The following is a 17,659-nucleotide window of genomic DNA, read 5'->3' on the forward strand; positions in this document are numbered from 1 at the left end:
AAGAACACATAAAAAAACGCCGGGCTCGCCCGGCGTTTTTTTGTCTGCACTGAATGAACGATCAGCTGCGATCGCGTTTAGGCAGTACATCCTTGAGCTTGGCGTGCATGCTGCGCAAGGTGTTCTCGGTGGCGGTCCAGTCGATGCAGGCATCGGTGATCGACACGCCGTATTGCAGGTCGGCGAGGTCTTTTGGAATGGCCTGGCAACCCCAGTTCAAGTGGCTTTCGACCATCAGGCCGATGATCGACTGGTTGCCTTCGAGGATCTGGTTGGCGACGTTCTCCATGACCAGCGGTTGCAGGGCCGGATCCTTGTTGGAGTTGGCGTGGCTGCAGTCGACCATGATGTTCGGCTTGATCTTCGCCTTGTTCAGCGCTTGTTCGCAGAGCGCGACACTGACCGAGTCGTAGTTCGGTTTGCCGTTGCCGCCGCGCAGCACCACGTGACCGTAGGCATTGCCCTTGGTGGTCACGATCGACACGCCACCTTCCTGGTTGATGCCCAGGAAGCGGTGAGGGCTGGAAACCGATTGCAGGGCGTTGATTGCCACGGTCAGGCCGCCGTCGGTACCGTTCTTGAAGCCAACGGCCGAAGACAGGCCGGAAGCCATTTCACGGTGGGTCTGGGATTCGGTGGTGCGCGCGCCGATCGCCGACCAGCTGATCAGGTCCTGCAAATACTGCGGGGAGATCGGGTCGAGGGCTTCGGTGGCGGTGGGCAGGCCCATTTCGGCCAGGTCCAGCAGCAACTGACGACCGATGTGCAGGCCGTCCTGAATCTTGAACGAGTCGTCCAGATACGGGTCGTTGATCAAGCCTTTCCAGCCGACCGTGGTGCGTGGCTTCTCGAAATACACGCGCATGACCAGATACAGGGTATCGGACACTTCCGCGGCGAGGACCTTCAGGCGCTCGGCGTATTCGTGGGCTGCCTTGATGTCGTGGATCGAGCAGGGCCCGATGACCACGAACAGTCGGTGGTCGGTGCCATCAAGAATGTTGCGAATGACTTCGCGGCCCTTGGTGACGGTGCGCAGGGCGGCGTCGCTCAGAGGAATGTCACGCTTGAGCTGATCGGGAGTGATCAGCGTCTCGTTGGAGGCGACGTTTAGGTCGTTGATCGGTAAATCAGCCATCGTTTACTCGTCAGGTCACGGGTGCCATCCGCCAGCGAACCCGCGCGGCGGAGCACAGCAAATTAAGCGCGTCGGGGAGCCGAACCTTAGCGCGTTACACCGTGGCTCGACAATGGGCGCGGCGGGGAAACTCATGCAGAACGCCCCTAATCCTGCATTGAATGGGCAAATGCCCTGTGGACCGTGTCGTGGGAGAACTCGTCGGCATGCTGCTGTACCCACTCCAGCGCCAACGCCTGAACTTCCTGCAAATCATCATGAACATCGTGCTGGCGACAGTAGCGTTCGATCTGACACACCTGCTCACCCATGCGCGCACTGAACAGCGTTTGCTCGTCGACGAAGGCAATGCCCACCAGGTAACCGCGCTTTCGGCGCAGACACCAGGCCACATAGCCCAGAAAACGCAGGTCGGGATTCAGGGTCGGCATGCGCACTTCCAGCGCCGTGCCGTAGCGCCATGCCCGGTGATAATTGCAAGCCATGCCCCCGAGGCTGATAGTGTGCAGTTGTTGCCGCGAAATACACTCCGGCTTGAGCAACGTTAATTCGACGGGTACATCGTCAGGATGAGGAATGAATCGTCCCATGAACACGGACTCCATGTGTCGGCCATCTGACATTGTTTCCCCCAGTATAGTGGTCGAATTGGAGCTGACCGATTTCGACGCCGACCAACGGCTACTGACGATGAACGGCGTATCGCTGGTTATTTTCACCAGTGTCGGCTGCTCCAGTTGTCGTTTTGCCCGCGAGCAATTGCCGATGCTTGATCTGGCCGTCGATCGACTGTGCTGGATCGACGCGGGAAACAACGGTGGGGTGGTCGAGCGATATCAGGTCTTTCATTTGCCGGCGCTGTTTGTGGTGCGCGACGGTGAGTTCTTTGGAGCATTGCATTCGCGTCTGACCGGCACCGAACTGAATCGGGCGATACGTCAGGCGTTGAGTCGAATAGCAGAGGAGTTGCCATGATGGGGGCAGTTGCCAAGCCGACGATCGGTATTATCGGGACCGGGGCGATCGGCGGGTTCTACGGGTTGATGCTGGCGCGTGCCGGATTCGATGTACATTTTCTGTTGCGCAGTGAATTTTCCGCGGTGGCCGAGCACGGGCTGCAACTGCACAGTGCGGTGCACGGCGCGCTGACGTTGAACCCGGTACAGGCTTATGCGGCAGCCGAAGACATGCCGCCCTGCGACTGGTTGCTGGTAGGGGCGAAAACCACCAGCAACGCGGACCTGGCCCCGGCCATCCTTCAAGCCGCGGCGCCAAATGCGAAGGTGCTGCTGTTGCAAAATGGCCTGGACGTCGAAGACAGCCTGCGCGATTTGCTGCCCGATTCGCTGCATGTGCTGGGCGGGCTCTGCTACATCTGTGTTCACCGCGAGGGGCCTGGCGTCGTGACCCATCAAGCGCTGGGGGCGGTGCATGTGGGCTACCACAGCGGTCCTGCCGCCGATGGGTCGGTGCGCGCCGCGATTGTCGAGGAGGGCGTCGGGTTGTTCCGTACCGCCGGCATCGACTCCCAGGGCATGGCGAACCTGCACCAGGCGCGCTGGCAAAAACTGGTCTGGAATATCCCTTACAACGGCCTGTCGGTGTTGCTGGGCGCGAGCACCACGCCGTTGATGGCCGATGCCGACAGCCGTGAATTGATCAAGGCACTGATGGCCGAAGTGGTCCAGGGAGCGATCGCCTGTGGGCACGACGTACCGGCGGGCTATGCCGAGCATTTGTTCATGGTGACCGAGAAAATGCCCGATTACTGGCCAAGCATGTACCACGACTTCCTGCATAAGCGACCACTGGAGCTGGACGCCATCTACGCCCGGCCTCTGGCTGCGGCAAAGGCAGCGGGTTGTGAATTGCCGCGGATCGAGGCCTTGTATCGCAGTCTGGGTTTTATCGATCGACGCAATCGCTGAGTCGACCAACCTGAGGGGGGAAGGGCATGGCAAAAAACATCGACGACAAGCTGGTACTGGCGATTTCGTCGCGCGCGCTGTTCGACCTGAGTGAAAGCCATAAGGTCTACCTGTCGAGCGGCGTCGAAGCCTACCGGCAATATCAGATCGAGCACGAAGACGAAATCCTCGAGCCCGGCGATGCCTTTCCTCTGGTTCAGAAACTCCTCAACCTCAATGCTCACCTGGGTCGAGCCCGGGTCGAAGTGATTCTGGTATCGCGCAACAGCGCCGACACAGGCCTGCGGGTATTCAATTCGATCGATCACTATGGGCTGGCCATCTCCCGTGCGGCATTCGTCGGCGGGCGCAGTCCATATCCTTATCTCAAGGCCTTCGGTTGCGATCTGTTCCTGTCGACCCACGCCGAAGACGTGCGCAGTGCGCTGGATGCTGGCTTCGCCGCGGCGACCATCCTGTCGGGGGGCGCCAGCCGGGCCGCCAGCGATGAATTGCGCATTGCGTTCGACGGCGATGCGGTGCTGTTTTCCGACGAATCCGAGCGTGTGTATCAGGCCGCTGGTCTGGAAGCGTTTCAGGCCAAGGAACGCGAAGCGGCCCGCGAGCCTCTGCGTGGCGGACCTTTCAAAGGCTTCCTCGCGGCCCTCAATCTGCTGCAGCGTGAGTTCCCGGATGACGCCTGCCCGATCCGCACGGCGCTGGTGACGGCGCGCTCGGCACCGGCCCACGAGCGGGTGATTCGCACCCTGCGCGAATGGGACATCCGGCTGGACGAATCGCTGTTCCTGGGTGGCTTGACCAAATCTGCGTTTCTCGAAGCTTTTGCCGCCGATGTGTTTTTCGATGATCAGGCCGGTCACTGCGAGTCGGCCCGGGAAGTCGTCGCCACCGGTCATGTGCCCCATGGCATAAGCAACGAGCAAAAGGTTTAAGCCCGCCGATCAACGTGTTGCGCTGGACGTCGCACTCCTCAAGGCACTGCTAAGCTGAATCAATCTCCGCCATGTTGGCATTCGAGGAGGTCATATGATTCGCTCGATGCTCTATGCCACTGACCTCGGTCTGTACGCACCGTTGGTGATGCAGCATGCCTTGGCGTTGGCCCGGACATTCAATGCCGACCTGTACGTGGTGCATGCGGTTGAACCCATGGGGCTGTTCGCCGAGTCGGTGCTGCAGAGTTACCTGGACGAGCAGGCGCTGAACGAGTTTCACAGTCAGGGGCTGAATACCGTCATTGCCAGTATCGAGCAGAGGGTACTCGACAGCTTTCGTGAAGAACTGGGGGGCGAGGGTGAGCTGGACCTGGAGCGGATTCAAGCAGTGCGGGTGCTGCAAGGCGATCCGTCGCAGGTGATTCTCGACCAGGCGCAGAAACTCTCTGTGGATTTACTGATCGTAGGTAGTCATAGCCATGGTGCTGGCGCGGAAACGCCGTTGGGCCGGACAGCAGCGCGGGTTTTGCAACTGTCTTCGGTGCCGGTTTACCTGGTGCCGCTGGTGCAACGTCGTCGCCAGGGGGATCACTAGAACGCGAATACTGGCATTTCGATAAAAAAGTTCTAGATTTATTCTTCAAACCATTAATATAGTTATATATCGTCGCTGATGCCCGTGGCGTCTATCTGCTTTGAGGGATTCATATGAAGCTTCAACAATTGCGCTACATCTGGGAAGTGGCGCACCACGACCTCAACGTTTCCGCTACAGCCCAAAGCCTTTACACCTCGCAACCGGGTATCAGTAAACAGATCCGCCTGCTGGAAGACGAACTGGGCGTCGAGGTCTTCGCCCGCAGCGGTAAGCACCTGACCCGCGTCACTCCGGCCGGCGAGCGCATCATCACCACCGCCGGCGAGATCCTGCGCAAGGTTGAAAGCATCAAGCAGATCGCCCAAGAGTTCTCCAACGAGAAGAAAGGCACCCTGTCGATCGCCACCACCCACACCCAGGCACGTTATGCATTGCCACCGGTGATCAGCAATTTCATCAAGCAATACCCGGACGTTGCCCTGCACATGCACCAGGGCTCACCGATGCAGATCGCCGAGATGGCCGCTGACGGCACGGTGGATTTCGCCATCGCCACGGAAGCGCTGGAGCTGTTCGGCGACCTGGTGATGATGCCGTGCTACCGCTGGAACCGCTGTGTGGTCGTGCCTCAAGGGCACCCACTGACCAAGCTGTCGAAACTGACCCTCGAAGCCCTGGCCGAATACCCGATCGTGACTTACGTGTTCGGTTTCACCGGCCGTTCGAAACTTGACGAAGCCTTCAGCCACCGTGGCCTGACACCGAAAGTGGTGTTCACCGCCGCCGACGCCGACGTGATCAAGACGTATGTCCGTCTTGGCCTGGGTGTAGGCATCGTGGCAAAAATGGCCGTGGACACCAAACTCGACAATGACCTGGTGGTGCTCGATGCCAGCGAGCTGTTCGAGTCCAGCGTGACCAAGATCGGCTTCCGTCGCGGCACATTCCTGCGGGGTTTCATGTGTGACTTCATCGAGAAGTTCGCGCCGCACCTGACCCGCGAAGTCATGGCCAAGGCCATTCAGTGTCACAACAAGCAGGAACTGGAAGAGCTGTTCGACGGTGTCGAGCTGCCGGTTCATTGATCAATCAAGCAGCGGTCTAGACCACCTCGGTGACAGCAAACTGTTGCCGAGCGCCCGCCACCAGGATCTCCACCTCATCGCCTTCGAACTTGCCCAGCAAGCCTTTGCCCAGCGGTGAGCGCGGGGTGATGACGGTGATGGGTTGCCCCACCAGATCGACCTTCAAGCCGGCCGCATCCGGCGCCAGAAACAGCCACTGCTCGCGACCCTTTTCGTCTTCCAGGCCGAGTAGCGCGCCGACTTCAATACCGCGCTGCTCGTCATAAGGACGCAGGATCAGGTTTTGGCAGAGCGCCAGTGACTGGCGGATTTCCTCGACGCGCCTGGCCTGCCCGGCTGCCAGGTAGGAGGCTTCCAGACCCAGCGTGTCGTACTTGTTTTCGGCGATGTTTTCTTCGTGGGTCGCGGTTTCGTAAGCGGTCAACGCAGCGCGCTCGGCGATGTCGAGATCGATGCGCAACTTGTCGAGAATCAGTTGGTGGACAATCTGTTTGTTCATGATCAATCGCAGAATTGCAGGACATTGTTGCGACTTTTTTCGCTCGGTGCCGTCTGGTCCTGTTGCAGCCAGAACTGGCATTTGGGGTTCGACAGGTTGCGGTTGCTGCTGCGTGCCTGATCGAGCCGTTGTGCCTGCTCACTCTTGCGCAGGTTCTCTTCGTATTGTTCGAACAATGGGCTCTGCGGCGGAATATCCGGCACCGGTTGCGTGACAACGGGTGGTTTGGTCAGTTGCTCCACGGCCGTGGCAACAGGCGCCAATTGCTCGTTGAAGAACAGGCGAGCGACGAGCCAGCAGCTCAACGCAATGGCGATGAACCCCAGCCACAATCCAAGGGCGATGCTGCCGGTCAGTTGCACGGCGTTGAGCTGGATGGGCAACGGGCGGCGCGGGTTGGGACGGTAGGGCATGGCTGCCTCCTGGCGGTGGGTCGCGGGCGAGTGGCGATTGTCGCATGAAGATTAATCGTCGTCGGCTCTTCTGCACGAGGTAATTTATGCGGACAATCGCTGCCTTTGCCAACGGGAGCCTGGAATGCCTGCACTGCCTCAAATGAAAAAAAACAGGCGCTGGGATATTTTTTGCACCGTGGTCGACAATTTCGGCGACATCGGCGTGACCTGGCGTCTGGCCCGGCAACTGGTTGCCGAGCATGGGCTGGCGGTGCGTTTGTGGGTCGATGACCTGCGTGCCTTCGAGCGGATGTGTCCGGAAATCGACATCCACACCTCGCAGCAATGGCAGCAGGGTGTCGAGGTGCGTCACTGGGCAGCCGACTGGCAGCCTGTCGAGGCCGCGGATGTCGTGATCGCCGCGTTTGCCTGCCAATTGCCGGGTGCCTACATGGAAGCCATGGCCGAGCGGGAAAAAACGCCACTGTGGATGAACCTGGATTACCTGAGTGCGGAAGACTGGGTGGTCGGCTGCCACGGTTTGCCGTCGGTGAAATACAAGCACGTGCAGAAGTTCTACTTCTTTCCTGGATTCCAGAAAGACACGGGTGGCCTGTTGCGCGAAAGTGGATTGCTGGAGCGCCGCAGGCAGTTTCAGCAAAGTCCCGAGGCACAACGAGCGTTCCTGCAAGGTCTGGGGATTGATCGTGCGCCGGATGCGCAGCTGATTTCACTGTTTGCCTACGAAAATGCAGGGCTGGCCAGTTGGCTGGACGCGTTGGCAGGTGATTCGACACCTACGCACCTGCTGGTGCCGGAAGGGCGGATTCTCGCTGACGTCGAGCGTTGGTTCGGGGTCAGCGGGCTGGCGGCCGGTGCGCTGCATGTGCGCAACGCCTTGACGATGCAGGTGCTGCCGTTCGTCCGACAGGACCAGTACGACCACTTGCTGTGGTGCTGCGACTTCAACGCCGTGCGCGGTGAAGACTCCTTTGTCCGCGCCCAGTGGGCGGGCCGGCCGTTGCTCTGGCACATTTATCAACAGGAAGAAGATGTGCATCTCGACAAGCTCGAGGCCTTTCTCGCGCTTTATGTGAACGACCTTTCAGCGCCTGCGCGCGAGGCGATCAGCGGTCTCTGGCGGGCGTGGAACGCCGGTGAGAGAATGACCGATCACTGGCAATCGACCCGCAAACATTGGCCAGAACTGCAAAAACACGCCGAGACGTGGTGTCTGGAACAGGCCTCCCAGGCCGATCTTGCCGCAGCGCTGGTACAGTTTTATGTAAATTGGCTATGATACGCGGCCTAGATTTTTGTAAATCCCATCCAAATTCGGATATTCGTAATGAAAACTGGTAAAGAACTCAAACCCGGTACCGTGATCCGTATCGACAACGATCCTTGGCTGGTTCAGAAAGCTGAATTCACCAAGTCCGGTCGTAACAGCGCGATCATGAAGACCAAGCTGAAAAACCTGCTGACCGGCTACAAGACCGAAACCGTTTACGGTGCGGACGACAAGCTGGACGACGTGATCCTGGATCGCAAAGAAGCGACCCTGTCGTTCATCAGCGGTGACTCCTACACGTTCATGGACACCACCGACTACACCATGTACGAGCTGAACGCCGAAGACATCGACGCCGTTCTGCCGTTCATCGAAGAAGGCATGACCGACGTTTGCGAAGCCGTGTTCTTCGAAGGCCGTCTGGTTTCCGTAGAGCTGCCGACCACCATCGTGCGTCAGGTTGACTACACCGAAGGTTCCGCTCGCGGCGACACTTCCGGCAAGGTGATGAAGCCTGCCAAACTGAAGAACGGCACCGAGCTGTCGGTTGCTGACTTCATCAATATCGGCGACATGATCGAGATCGATACCCGCGAAGGCGGTTCCTACAAAGGCCGTGCCAAATAAGCACTGCTTTTTGAGGAATGAAAAAGCCCGACCATTGAGTCGGGCTTTTTTGTGCCTGTTGGATTCTACGATCAGCTCCCACATGGGGTACCGCGTTATTTCTTCAGGTGTTGTTTCAGCTCTTCGGACGCCTGCAACATCGCCGAACGCACCGCCGGCACCTGACTCACCACGTTGAGCAATCCGTAGTCGTGGATCATGCCGTTGTAGCGGACCGAGGTCACCGGCACACCGGCTTCGTCGAGCTTACGGGCGTAGGCTTCACCTTCATCGCGCAGGACGTCGGCTTCGGCGGTCTGTACCAGCGCCGGTGGCAGGCCCTTGAGTTGCGCAGGGGTTGCCCGCAGCGGCGAAGCATAGATCTCGTTGCGCTGTTTGGCATCGGTGGTGTAGTTGTCCCAGAACCACTTCATCATGTTGCGGGTGAGGAAGTGCCCTTCGGCAAATTGGTTGTAGGAACCGGTGTCGAAGTTGGCATCGGTCACCGGCCACAGCAGCACCTGGAACTTGATGGCCGGTGTGCCTTTGTCTTTTGCCATCAACGCGACCACCGCCGCCATGTTGCCGCCGACACTGTTGCCGGCCACGGCCAGGCGCTTGCCATCGACGTTGATCTCTTTACCGTGCTCGGCCACCCATTTGGTCGCGGCGTAAGCCTGGTTGATCGCCACCGGGTAATGTGCTTCCGGCGACGGTGTGTAATTGACGAAAACCGCCGCCGCACCCGACCCAGCCACCAGGTCACGAACCAGCCGCTCGTGGGTCGGGAAGTCTCCCAGTACCCAGCCACCGCCGTGGAAGAACATGAACACCGGCAGCTCACCCTTGACCCCGGCCGGCCGGACGATGGTCAGGCTCAGTGGTTGGCCATCGACCTGGATGGTCTTCTCGCTGACGTCGGCTTTTGGCAGCGTCAGCTTCACCCCGGCCTGCGCGCCCACCAGCACGGCGCGGGCATCTTTGGGTGTCATCTGCTCCATCGGTTTGCCGGTGCCTGCGTTCAATACATCCAGAAAGGCCTGGGTGTTGTGTTCAACGTTGCCGGCGAATGCACTGTGGACGGACAGAGCGAGAAGGGTACCGGTCAAGACTTTGCTGAAAGTGTTCATGTTCATTTCCTGTTCGGGCCTGGTTGGACGGTGAGGTTTAGACGGTTACGTGCAGGCGCACATCGACGTTGCCGCGGGTGGCGTTGGAGTACGGGCAGACCTGGTGGGCTGCGTCGACCAGGCTTTGCGCATCGGCTTGTTCAAGGCCCGGCAAGCTGATGTGCAGGTCGATGTCCAGGCCGAAACCGCCAGGGATCTGGCCGATGCCGACATGGGCAGTGATCGAGGCGTCGCTCGGGATGCTGCGCTTGGTCTGGCTGGCGACGAACTTCAGCGCACCGATGAAGCAGGCCGAGTAGCCGGCAGCGAACAGTTGCTCAGGGTTGGTCGCCGCACCGCCGGCGCCGCCGAGTTCTTTCGGGGTAGCAAGTTTGACGTCGAGGATGTTGTCGCTGGAAATCGCACGACCGTCACGGCCACCGGTGGAAGTTGCGATTGCGGTGTAGAGAGTTTGCATGGTGAAAGCCTCGTTCGGGTTTGATTTTTTTGCGCTAAATGTTTGCGCGCCAAGTAAGTGCGAAATGAATGTATCGCGCAAATGTTTAGTGCGCAATATAAATTTCGAGATTGACTGATCGCCGATCTAACAGGTTGGCTGGAAGTACTGAGTTAGAGCTATGGAGGCGAGATCGTCGGCGACAAATTTTTTTCACCGACGATAGAAACTGTAGGAGCGAGCATGCTCGCGAAAAACCTGAGAACACCAAGGTGAATCAGGTTTCCCGCGTCATCGTTGAGCACCATCGCGAGTGTGCTCGCTCCTACAGGGGATCTGTGGTGTCAGAGGCTGTCTTGCAGATGTTGACGCAGCTCTTGCAGCTCCGCTTGCAGTTTTTGCAGTCGCTCCAGGGTCATGCCGCTGGCACCAAGGATGCATTGGGGAATGTCCCGCGCCTTGTCGCGCAAGGCGCGGCCTTGTTCGGTGAGCTCGACGATCACCACGCGCTCGTCTTCACGGCTACGGGTGCGGCTGAGCACGCCTTCGGCTTCCAGGCGCTTGAGCAGCGGCGTCAGAGAACCAGGATCGGTCAACAGGCGAGCGCTGATTTCGCCGACGGTCAAACCGTCCTGTTCCCACAGCACCATCATTGCCAGGTACTGTGGATAAGTCAGGCCCAGCGCTTGCAGCAAGGGCTTGTAGACCTTGGTCATCATCAGCGAAGTGGAATGCAGGGCGAAGCAGGCCTGGTTGTCCAGCAGCAGGTCGTCGCAGGTATCCGGGGTGTTGCGCTCGGTGGTCATTTCGAAACCTTGATCAGTGATCATCATGAATCTAGCGGGCAAATCTTTAATGCACCAGACAATTCTAGACTAATGGTGGTCCAGTTGGGCTTGCAGTACCAAGTCCCATGGCGGAATAGGGCTGAAACGGGTTTTCAGGTATTCCAGCAACAAGCGGCTGCGGGAGTTGGGCTGCTGCTCCAGACGCAAGGCATAGATTCCGGAGCTTTCCGGTTTGGGCAGGCCGTTTTCGCAGAACAGCGGCACCAGCTCGCCACGCAGCAGGTATTCGCTGGCCAGCCAGGTCGGCAAATGTGCAATGCCCAAACCAGCCAGTGCACCGCAGACCAGTGCTTCGGCATTGTTGGCGCTCATGCGGATGCGCGATGGTCGATGCAGTTGCAACTGACCGTTTTGTTCAAATCGCCAGGCGAACGGAGGCGCGAGTCCATCCCAGTCCAGGCCATCGTGCTCGCTCAACTGCCTCGGATCGCTTGGCACGCCGCGCCGTTGCAAGTAATCGGGACTGGCGCAGGCGATGCGCACCATGCTCGCCAACGGCGTGGCCACCAGGCGAGTGTCGGCCAATTGCCCGGCGCGTAACACCAGATCAACCTTGCCCAGGTTCAAGCCCTGCATGTCGACAAAACTGTCGATCAGGTGCAACTGCACGTCGAGACCGGGATAGAGCATGAGAAAATCGGCAATCACCGGCGCCAGATGCCGTCGACCGAACGCCGCTGGCGCATCGACCCGAATCAAGCCTTCGGGCGCACTGCTGAGCGATACGGCTTCTGCCCTGGCCAGACGCAATTCCGCGACGATCCGGCGCGCCCGTTCGGCAAACGCCAGACCAGCCGGTGTCGCACGGACCGCGTGGGTACTGCGAATGAATAACTGGCTGCCGACGGCGCTTTCCAGACTGTCGATACGTCGAGCCACCGCCGAAGGCGTCAGTGGATGGCGGCGTGATGCGGCAGAAAAACTGCCGGTTTCCAGCACGTCCAGAAACAGGCCCAGTTGGTCGGTCAGTTGGTTGGGATTCATGGTTTACTTATTGCCTATGCGAGTTTTGCATAGCCATTGTGCGTTGCTGTGCGTTTCCGTGCCATCACCATCTGCGTAGGATGAAAGGCCTGACGGAGTGGGGAAAATCGCAGTGATCGAGTTTTTGATGTATCTGGTCTTCGGCGCTGCCTTGGGCACCCTCGGCGGCATCTTCGGCATCGGTGGCGGACTGATCGCCATACCGCTGCTGGGCGTATTGTTTGGTCTCGATCAGCAGATTGCCCAAGGGACGGCGCTGGTGATGGTGGTACCGAACGTGATGCTGGCGCTGTGGCGTTATCACCAGCGTAATCGCATCGAATTGCGCCACGCACTGCCGCTGGCATCCATGGGCTTTTGCTTTGCCTGGATCGGTTCGATCTGGGCGGTGGGCATTGATGCGCAAATCATGCGCCTGGGTTTCGTCGCGTTCCTGATAGCACTGTCGGCATACAACCTGATGCGCATGTTCTACGCCAGCGCCCCGGCTTCTGCGCAGATGAACTATTCGTGGCCATGGCTCGGGGTGCTCGGTGCCGCATCCGGCACCATGGGTGGTTTGTTTGGTGTAGGCGGGGCCGTGGTGGCGACGCCGGTGTTGACCAGCCTGTTCGGCACCACCCAGGTGGTTGCCCAGGGCTTGTCGCTGGCGCTGGCCCTGCCGAGCACCGGCGTTACCCTGGTCACCTATGCCGTGCACCATGAAGTGGACTGGATGATCGGCGTGCCACTGGCAGTCGGCGGCCTGATGAGCATCAGTTGGGGCGTCAAGATTGCCCACGCCATGCCCGAGCGAACGCTGCGCGCACTGTTCTGCGGGTTTCTGGTGTTCTGCGCGGTGATGCTCGCCTTTAAGGTTTGAAGCCCTCGATGATGTGTTCGGCCAGGCACTCGGTGATCGGCGATGGGTTGTGCAGGTTGCGCACCAGCATGATGCTGGCTTCGGGCAACACCGGCAGGTCTTCGTCTTCACCGAGGATGCGCATGTCCGCGGTGACCAGGCTTTCCAGTTGCGCCGTCACGGCCAGACCGGCACTGACCACCGCCATGATGGCCGACAGGCTGTCGCTGTTGTAAGCCACGCGATATTCACGGCCCATGGCGTCCAGGGCATTGCAGGCCCACAGGCGGCAGAAGCAATCGCTGTTGAACATCGCCAACGGCAGCGGTGTCTGCTCGTGAGCGCTGTAGCATTGTGCCTCGGCCCAGACAAAACGCTCCTTGCGCAGCAACTGACCGATTTCGTTGCCCGGCTCGCGGGTGACGATGGTCAGGTCCAGATCCTGGCGCAACAGCAACTGTTTTGATGATTCGCAGTGCACCTCGATCTGGATCAGCGGGTACGACTGGGCAAAGCGCCGCAAAATCCCCGGCAGGAAACGCATCACGTAATCGTCTGGCGTACCGATGCGCACCATGCCGACCATGTGCGGCTCGCGCAGGGTGTTGAACACCTCGCTGTGCAGCTTGAGGATGCGCCGGGCGTACCCCAGCAATACCTGGCCTTCTGCCGTCAGTCGGACCTGCCGGCCGTCGCGCTGGAATAATTGCCGCTGCAATACATCTTCTTCCAGCCGTTTCATCTGCATGCTCACGGCTGACTGGGTGCGGTTGACCTGTTCCCCGGCCCGGGTAAATCCGCCCTGGTCGGCGATGGCGACGAAGGTACGCAACACTTCGGTATCGATACTCGGGTAGGCAGACATTCATCAATCTCCGAGATATGTGACATCAGAAACATTCGTTGGATTGATCTTAGGCTTGGGCAGAGACTGAAGCCATCCAAACGGAGGGCAACAAGATGAAAGGTCAACATGAACATCAAGCAGTAGAACCGCACACTCACCATCTGGTATCGGACCTGTTGCACAAGTTCAGCCGCTGGTACGAACTTCACCGCGAGCGCGAGCTGTTGGCGAGCCTGAGTGATGAAGCACTGAAGGACATCGGCATGAGCCGTGCAGACGTGGAGCATGAATCGGTCAAACCCTTTTGGAATGACCCGATGCACAAATGAGCAATACACCACTACACAAACCGACTTTCGGTGAGGTAGGTTGCGAGCAGACAAGGAGGTGCCCATGCCCGCAACACAATCCTTTTCCCTCAAACAGGCTCGGCGTCTGGCGCTGGCTGCCCAAGGATTCAACGGGCGCCAGCCGCCGGTGCCGGTCAAACCGCTTCAACTCAACCGTCTGATCGAACGGCTGGGCCTTCTGCAGATCGACTCCGTCAACGCTGTGGTGCGCTCGCACTACCTACCGCTTTTTTCCCGTCTCGGTCATTACGCTCCCGATTTGCTCGACCAGGCGGCCTGGAGCCGGGGCCGGCGCCGTACATTGTTTGAATACTGGGGGCATGAAGCCTCGCTGTTGCCCTTGTCTATGTATCCATTGATGCGCTGGCGCATGCAGCGTGCGAGGCGGGGTGAAGACATTTATCAACAGCTGGCGCGTTTCGGTCGCGAACAACAGGACACGATTCGCCGGGTGCTGGCCTGTGTTGAGGAGCAGGGTGCGCTGGGCGCAGGCAGCCTGTCGACTCGCCAGGAGCGGGCCGGGCCGTGGTGGGACTGGAGCGCGGAAAAGCACGCATTGGAATGGTTGTTCGCCGCCGGTGAAGTGACCGTTGCCGGCCGACGCGGGTTCGAGCGGCTCTATGACCTGCCGGAGCGGGTCATTCCGCCGGCGATCCTGGCGCAATCGGTACTCACCGAGACCGAGGCTCAGCGCGGACTGTTGCTGCATGCTGCGACAGCCTTGGGGGTGGGCACGGAGAAGGACTTGCGCGACTACTTTCGGCTGAACCCCGCCGACAGTCGCCCGCGACTTGAGGAGCTGGTCGAGGCGGGCGAGTTGCTCAGATGTGAAGTCCAGGGCTGGCGGCAGCCGGCGTATTGCCTGCCCGAGCCCAAAGTACCGCGCAAGGTCGAGGCCAGCGCGCTGCTTTCACCGTTCGACTCGCTGATCTGGGAGCGCAGTCGCACCGAGCGCCTGTTCGATTTTCGTTACCGGCTGGAAATTTATACGCCACAGGACAAGCGGATCTTTGGCTATTATGTCTTGCCGTTTTTGCACAGCGAACGGATTGCCGCGCGGGTTGATCTGCGCGCCGAGCGTGCGGCGGGGCAGTTGGCGGTGCATGCGGTGCATGAGGAGGAGCAGGGGCTGGATGACGAAGGGATGCTGGCGCTGGCCGTCAATTTGCGGCGGATGGCGGATTGGCTGGGGTTGGAACGGGTGCAGTTGAATTGCCCGCGGGCGAGTGCGGCAAGATTGCGGGTAGCATTGGCACAGATAAATGAGTGACTGATCTGGCCTAATCGCCAGCAGGCTGGCTCCCACACTGGATCTGTGTCGTACACAAAACCCGTGTGGGAGCTAGCCTGCTAGCGATAGCGGTACATCAGGCGATCGAAAACTACCGTCGAACCTGCTTCAAGGTTTCAGCAATCAAAAACGCCAATTCCAGCGACTGATCGGCATTCATCCGCGGGTCGCAATGAGTGTGATAACGATCCGACAAGCCATCCTCGGTAATCGGTCGCGCACCGCCGATGCACTCGGTGACGTTCTGCCCGGTCATTTCGATATGGATGCCGCCGGCATAGCTGCCTTCGGCCTGGTGCACCTGGAAGAACTGCTTCACTTCGCCGAGGATCTGCGCGAAGTCGCGGGTCTTGTAGCCGCTGCTGGCCTTGATGGTGTTACCGTGCATCGGGTCCGAACTCCACAGCACCTGCTTGCCTTCCCGTTGAACGGCACGGATCAGTTGTGGCAGGTGATCGCCGACCTTGTTCGCGCCCATCCGCGCGATCAGGTTCAGACGGCCTGGGTCGTTGTCCGGGTTGAGAATGTCGATCAGGCGGATCAGGTCGTCGGTGTTCATGCTCGGGCCGACCTTGACCCCGATCGGATTGTTCACCCCGCGCAGGAATTCGACGTGGGCACCGTCAAGCTGACGGGTGCGATCACCGATCCACAGCATATGGGCCGAGCAGTCGTAGTAATCGTTGGTCAGGCTGTCGCGACGCACGAAGGCTTCTTCATAGTTCAACAGCAGCGCTTCGTGGGCAGTGAAGAAACTGGTTTCGCGCAGCTGCGGAGAACTGTCCATGCCGCAGGCGCGCATGAACGCCAGGGTTTCATCGATGCGGTCGGCGAGATGACTGTACTTTTCCGCCAGGGCCGAGTTTGCGATGAAATCCAGGTTCCACTTGTGCACTTGGTGCAGGTCGGCAAACCCGCCCTGGGCGAAGGCGCGCAACAGGTTCAGGGTGGCGGTGGATTGGTGATAGGACTGCAGCAAGCGTTCCGGATCTGGCACGCGGCTTTTTTCGTCGAAACCGATACCGTTGACGATATCGCCACGGTAGGCCGGCAGGGTCACGCCATCGATGGTCTCGTCGTTGGCCGAACGCGGCTTGGCAAACTGTCCGGCCATGCGCCCGACCTTGACCACCGGGCAACCGGCCGCAAAGGTCATGACGATCGCCATTTGCAGCAACACCTTGAAGGTGTCGCGGATTTTCGCGGCAGAGAACTCGGCGAAGCTTTCGGCGCAGTCGCCACCCTGCAACAGAAAGGCGCGGCCCTGGGTCACTTCTGCAAACTGACGACGCAATTCCCGGGCTTCACCGGCAAACACCAGCGGCGGGTAGCTGGCCAGGGTTTGCTCGACGTGCTGCAAATGCGCCGCATCGGGGTATTGGGGTTGTTGCTGGATCGGCAGGGCGCGCCAGCTGTCAGGACTCCAGGGTTGGCTCATCACGGTCTCTAATGTTTTACGCTCGGACAACCATGTTATCAGCAATTAGTGCGTGACCTGTTCCCGAAGCTTGGCGGACAATCGCGCCTTTGCCGCTGCCCGCAGCGGTGTGGTTGTGGTGTGGCTGCGCTGCTGTTTATTCGATGCAGGCATAGTGACGTTCGGGAGACGAAATGACTGAGGAGCGCGTCGAGCATTTGCTCGCCGAGGTGCAGGACGAATTTGGTGTGATTCGCGTGCTGGAAGTGGCCGATTACCGTTTTCTCGAATTCGGTGATGCCATCGAGCAAAGTTGCGTGTTCACGGCCGACCCGAGCTGGCTCGAATACGATTACACCCGAGCGATGCTGATCGGTGCGCTGTGCCATGAGCAGCCGGAAAGCGCACTGTTTCTAGGACTCGGTGCCGGTACGCTGACACAGGCCTGTCTCAAGTTCCTGCCGCTGGAAGACGTCGAAGCCATCGAGTTGCGGCCCGATGTGCCGCGTCTGGCCATCGAGTATCTTGGGCTGGATGACGATCCGCGCCTGTATATCCGCGTGGGCGATGCGCTGGAACTGCTCGACACCGCCGAGTCCGCGGACCTGATTTTTGTCGACCTCTACACCGACGTCGGTCCGGGTGCCGGGCACCTGGCCTGGACCTTCCTGGAAAACTGCCAGAAACGCCTGAATCCGGGTGGTTGGCTGGTGATCAACCAATGGGCCACCGACGACGGTAAGCCGCTGGGCGCCGCACTGCTGCGCGGGCTCTATCACCGACACTACTGGGAGTTGCCGGTGAAGGAGGGCAACGTGATTCTGATCGTGCCTTCCGATTTGGATCAAGTGCTGGACATGGACGGGGTGATTGCTCGAGCTGAAGCGCTGGCGCCAAGGCTGGGGTATTCGTTGCAGTCATTGATCAAGTGCATTCGTCCGGCGACATAAGTCGGCGTTTGTGACGGCCTCGTTGGGGGGAGGGGGGACGATCCAAACAGCACGCACACCCCCCCTGGTGAGGAAACACCCCCCCCAAAA

General features: G+C 59.6%; 21 protein-coding genes. 11 read left to right on the forward strand and 10 right to left on the reverse strand.

What is annotated here, in order from left to right; translation table 11 throughout:
- Nucleotides 1–61 precede the first annotated feature (61 nt).
- Together ACSFE6_RS15615 and ACSFE6_RS15620 are read right to left on the reverse strand one after the other, a co-directional pair.
- A complete protein-coding gene (locus tag ACSFE6_RS15615) occupies nt 62–1,138 on the reverse strand; it encodes a 3-deoxy-7-phosphoheptulonate synthase (protein WP_008009435.1) in 1,077 nt (358 codons plus the stop codon).
- A gap of 146 nt (nt 1,139–1,284) precedes the next feature.
- Nucleotides 1,285–1,728 (reverse strand): PilZ domain-containing protein, encoded by a 444-nt coding sequence (locus ACSFE6_RS15620; RefSeq protein ID WP_435428452.1) that lies wholly within the window; start codon nt 1,726–1,728, stop codon nt 1,285–1,287.
- Here ACSFE6_RS15620 and ACSFE6_RS15625 point away from each other — a divergent pair.
- The 5 genes from ACSFE6_RS15625 to cysB all read left to right on the forward strand — a co-directional run bounded on the left by ACSFE6_RS15625 (nt 1,727) and on the right by cysB (nt 5,684).
- Nucleotides 1,727–2,113: a thioredoxin family protein gene (locus tag ACSFE6_RS15625; protein ID WP_435428453.1), complete on the forward strand. Its 387-nt coding sequence runs from the start codon at nt 1,727–1,729 to the stop codon at nt 2,111–2,113. The genes ACSFE6_RS15620 and ACSFE6_RS15625 overlap by 2 nt on opposite strands.
- Nucleotides 2,110–3,066 carry a putative 2-dehydropantoate 2-reductase gene (locus ACSFE6_RS15630; protein ID WP_435428454.1) on the forward strand — a complete coding sequence of 319 codons (957 nt, stop codon included), beginning with the start codon at nt 2,110–2,112 and terminating at the stop codon, nt 3,064–3,066. The genes ACSFE6_RS15625 and ACSFE6_RS15630 overlap by 4 nt, the downstream gene beginning before the upstream one ends.
- A 26-nt stretch (nt 3,067–3,092) precedes the next feature.
- A complete protein-coding gene (locus ACSFE6_RS15635; protein ID WP_435428455.1) occupies nt 3,093–3,998 on the forward strand; it encodes a 5'-nucleotidase in 906 nt (301 codons plus the stop codon).
- Nucleotides 3,999–4,092: 94 nt separating this feature from the next.
- Nucleotides 4,093–4,596 (forward strand): universal stress protein, encoded by a 504-nt coding sequence (locus ACSFE6_RS15640; protein WP_435428456.1) that lies wholly within the window; start codon nt 4,093–4,095, stop codon nt 4,594–4,596.
- Between the two features lie 113 nt (nt 4,597–4,709).
- Nucleotides 4,710–5,684, forward strand: a complete 975-nt coding sequence (gene cysB / locus ACSFE6_RS15645) for an HTH-type transcriptional regulator CysB (protein WP_008057010.1) — start codon at nt 4,710–4,712, stop codon at nt 5,682–5,684.
- Between the two features lie 16 nt (nt 5,685–5,700).
- On the opposite strand, the gene ACSFE6_RS15650 is transcribed toward cysB, so the two are convergent.
- Both ACSFE6_RS15650 and ACSFE6_RS15655 read right to left on the reverse strand, forming a co-directional pair.
- On the reverse strand, nt 5,701–6,183 hold the full coding sequence (locus ACSFE6_RS15650) for a GreA/GreB family elongation factor (RefSeq protein ID WP_435428457.1): 483 nt from the start codon (nt 6,181–6,183) through the stop codon (nt 5,701–5,703).
- Between the two features lie 2 nt (nt 6,184–6,185).
- The gene (locus tag ACSFE6_RS15655) at nt 6,186–6,596 is read right to left on the reverse strand and encodes a hypothetical protein (protein ID WP_435428458.1); all 411 of its coding nucleotides are present in this window, start codon (nt 6,594–6,596) and stop codon (nt 6,186–6,188) included.
- Nucleotides 6,597–6,720: 124 nt separating this feature from the next.
- Between ACSFE6_RS15655 and earP the strand changes: the two genes are divergently transcribed.
- Both earP and ACSFE6_RS15665 read left to right on the forward strand, forming a co-directional pair.
- Nucleotides 6,721–7,878 (forward strand): elongation factor P maturation arginine rhamnosyltransferase EarP, encoded by a 1,158-nt coding sequence (gene earP, locus ACSFE6_RS15660; protein WP_435428459.1) that lies wholly within the window; start codon nt 6,721–6,723, stop codon nt 7,876–7,878.
- A 48-nt stretch (nt 7,879–7,926) separates the two neighbouring features.
- Entirely contained in the window at nt 7,927–8,496 is a 570-nt protein-coding gene (locus ACSFE6_RS15665; RefSeq protein ID WP_435428460.1) for an elongation factor P, read from the forward strand.
- Nucleotides 8,497–8,591: 95 nt separating this feature from the next.
- Here the strand turns inward: ACSFE6_RS15665 and ACSFE6_RS15670 are convergent, their stop codons facing one another.
- The 4 genes from ACSFE6_RS15670 to ACSFE6_RS15685 form a co-directional block, all read right to left on the reverse strand.
- Nucleotides 8,592–9,605 (reverse strand): alpha/beta hydrolase fold domain-containing protein, encoded by a 1,014-nt coding sequence (locus tag ACSFE6_RS15670; protein ID WP_435428461.1) that lies wholly within the window; start codon nt 9,603–9,605, stop codon nt 8,592–8,594.
- Nucleotides 9,606–9,642: 37 nt separating this feature from the next.
- Complete coding sequence (locus tag ACSFE6_RS15675; protein WP_110964188.1) at nt 9,643–10,062, reverse strand: organic hydroperoxide resistance protein; 420 nt, start codon at nt 10,060–10,062, stop codon at nt 9,643–9,645.
- A 323-nt stretch (nt 10,063–10,385) separates the two neighbouring features.
- Complete coding sequence (locus ACSFE6_RS15680; protein ID WP_435428472.1) at nt 10,386–10,847, reverse strand: MarR family winged helix-turn-helix transcriptional regulator; 462 nt, start codon at nt 10,845–10,847, stop codon at nt 10,386–10,388.
- Nucleotides 10,848–10,916: 69 nt separating this feature from the next.
- Nucleotides 10,917–11,873, reverse strand: coding sequence for a LysR family transcriptional regulator (locus ACSFE6_RS15685; RefSeq protein ID WP_435428462.1), 957 nt, complete (start codon nt 11,871–11,873; stop codon nt 10,917–10,919).
- Between the two features lie 112 nt (nt 11,874–11,985).
- Between ACSFE6_RS15685 and ACSFE6_RS15690 the strand changes: the two genes are divergently transcribed.
- Nucleotides 11,986–12,735: a sulfite exporter TauE/SafE family protein gene (locus ACSFE6_RS15690; RefSeq protein WP_435428463.1), complete on the forward strand. Its 750-nt coding sequence runs from the start codon at nt 11,986–11,988 to the stop codon at nt 12,733–12,735.
- On the opposite strand, the gene ACSFE6_RS15695 is transcribed toward ACSFE6_RS15690, so the two are convergent.
- Nucleotides 12,725–13,579, reverse strand: coding sequence for a LysR substrate-binding domain-containing protein (locus tag ACSFE6_RS15695; protein WP_435428464.1), 855 nt, complete (start codon nt 13,577–13,579; stop codon nt 12,725–12,727). The two genes, ACSFE6_RS15690 and ACSFE6_RS15695, sit on opposite strands and share 11 nt — an antisense overlap.
- 95 nt (nt 13,580–13,674) lie before the next feature.
- Between ACSFE6_RS15695 and ACSFE6_RS15700 the strand changes: the two genes are divergently transcribed.
- Nucleotides 13,675–13,890, forward strand: a complete 216-nt coding sequence (locus ACSFE6_RS15700; protein WP_435428465.1) for a DUF1127 domain-containing protein — start codon at nt 13,675–13,677, stop codon at nt 13,888–13,890.
- A gap of 64 nt (nt 13,891–13,954) precedes the next feature.
- Nucleotides 13,955–15,181, forward strand: a complete 1,227-nt coding sequence (locus ACSFE6_RS15705) for a winged helix-turn-helix domain-containing protein (RefSeq protein ID WP_435428466.1) — start codon at nt 13,955–13,957, stop codon at nt 15,179–15,181.
- Between the two features lie 112 nt (nt 15,182–15,293).
- Here the strand turns inward: ACSFE6_RS15705 and ACSFE6_RS15710 are convergent, their stop codons facing one another.
- Nucleotides 15,294–16,640, reverse strand: a complete 1,347-nt coding sequence (locus tag ACSFE6_RS15710; protein ID WP_435428467.1) for a class II 3-deoxy-7-phosphoheptulonate synthase — start codon at nt 16,638–16,640, stop codon at nt 15,294–15,296.
- A 173-nt stretch (nt 16,641–16,813) separates the two neighbouring features.
- Between ACSFE6_RS15710 and ACSFE6_RS15715 the strand changes: the two genes are divergently transcribed.
- Complete coding sequence (locus ACSFE6_RS15715; protein ID WP_435428468.1) at nt 16,814–17,569, forward strand: spermidine synthase; 756 nt, start codon at nt 16,814–16,816, stop codon at nt 17,567–17,569.
- Nucleotides 17,570–17,659 lie beyond the last annotated feature (90 nt).

Origin of the sequence: Pseudomonas baetica (assembly GCF_051216495.1) — a bacterium.
In the GTDB taxonomy this organism is placed as follows: domain Bacteria; phylum Pseudomonadota; class Gammaproteobacteria; order Pseudomonadales; family Pseudomonadaceae; genus Aquipseudomonas; species Aquipseudomonas baetica_B.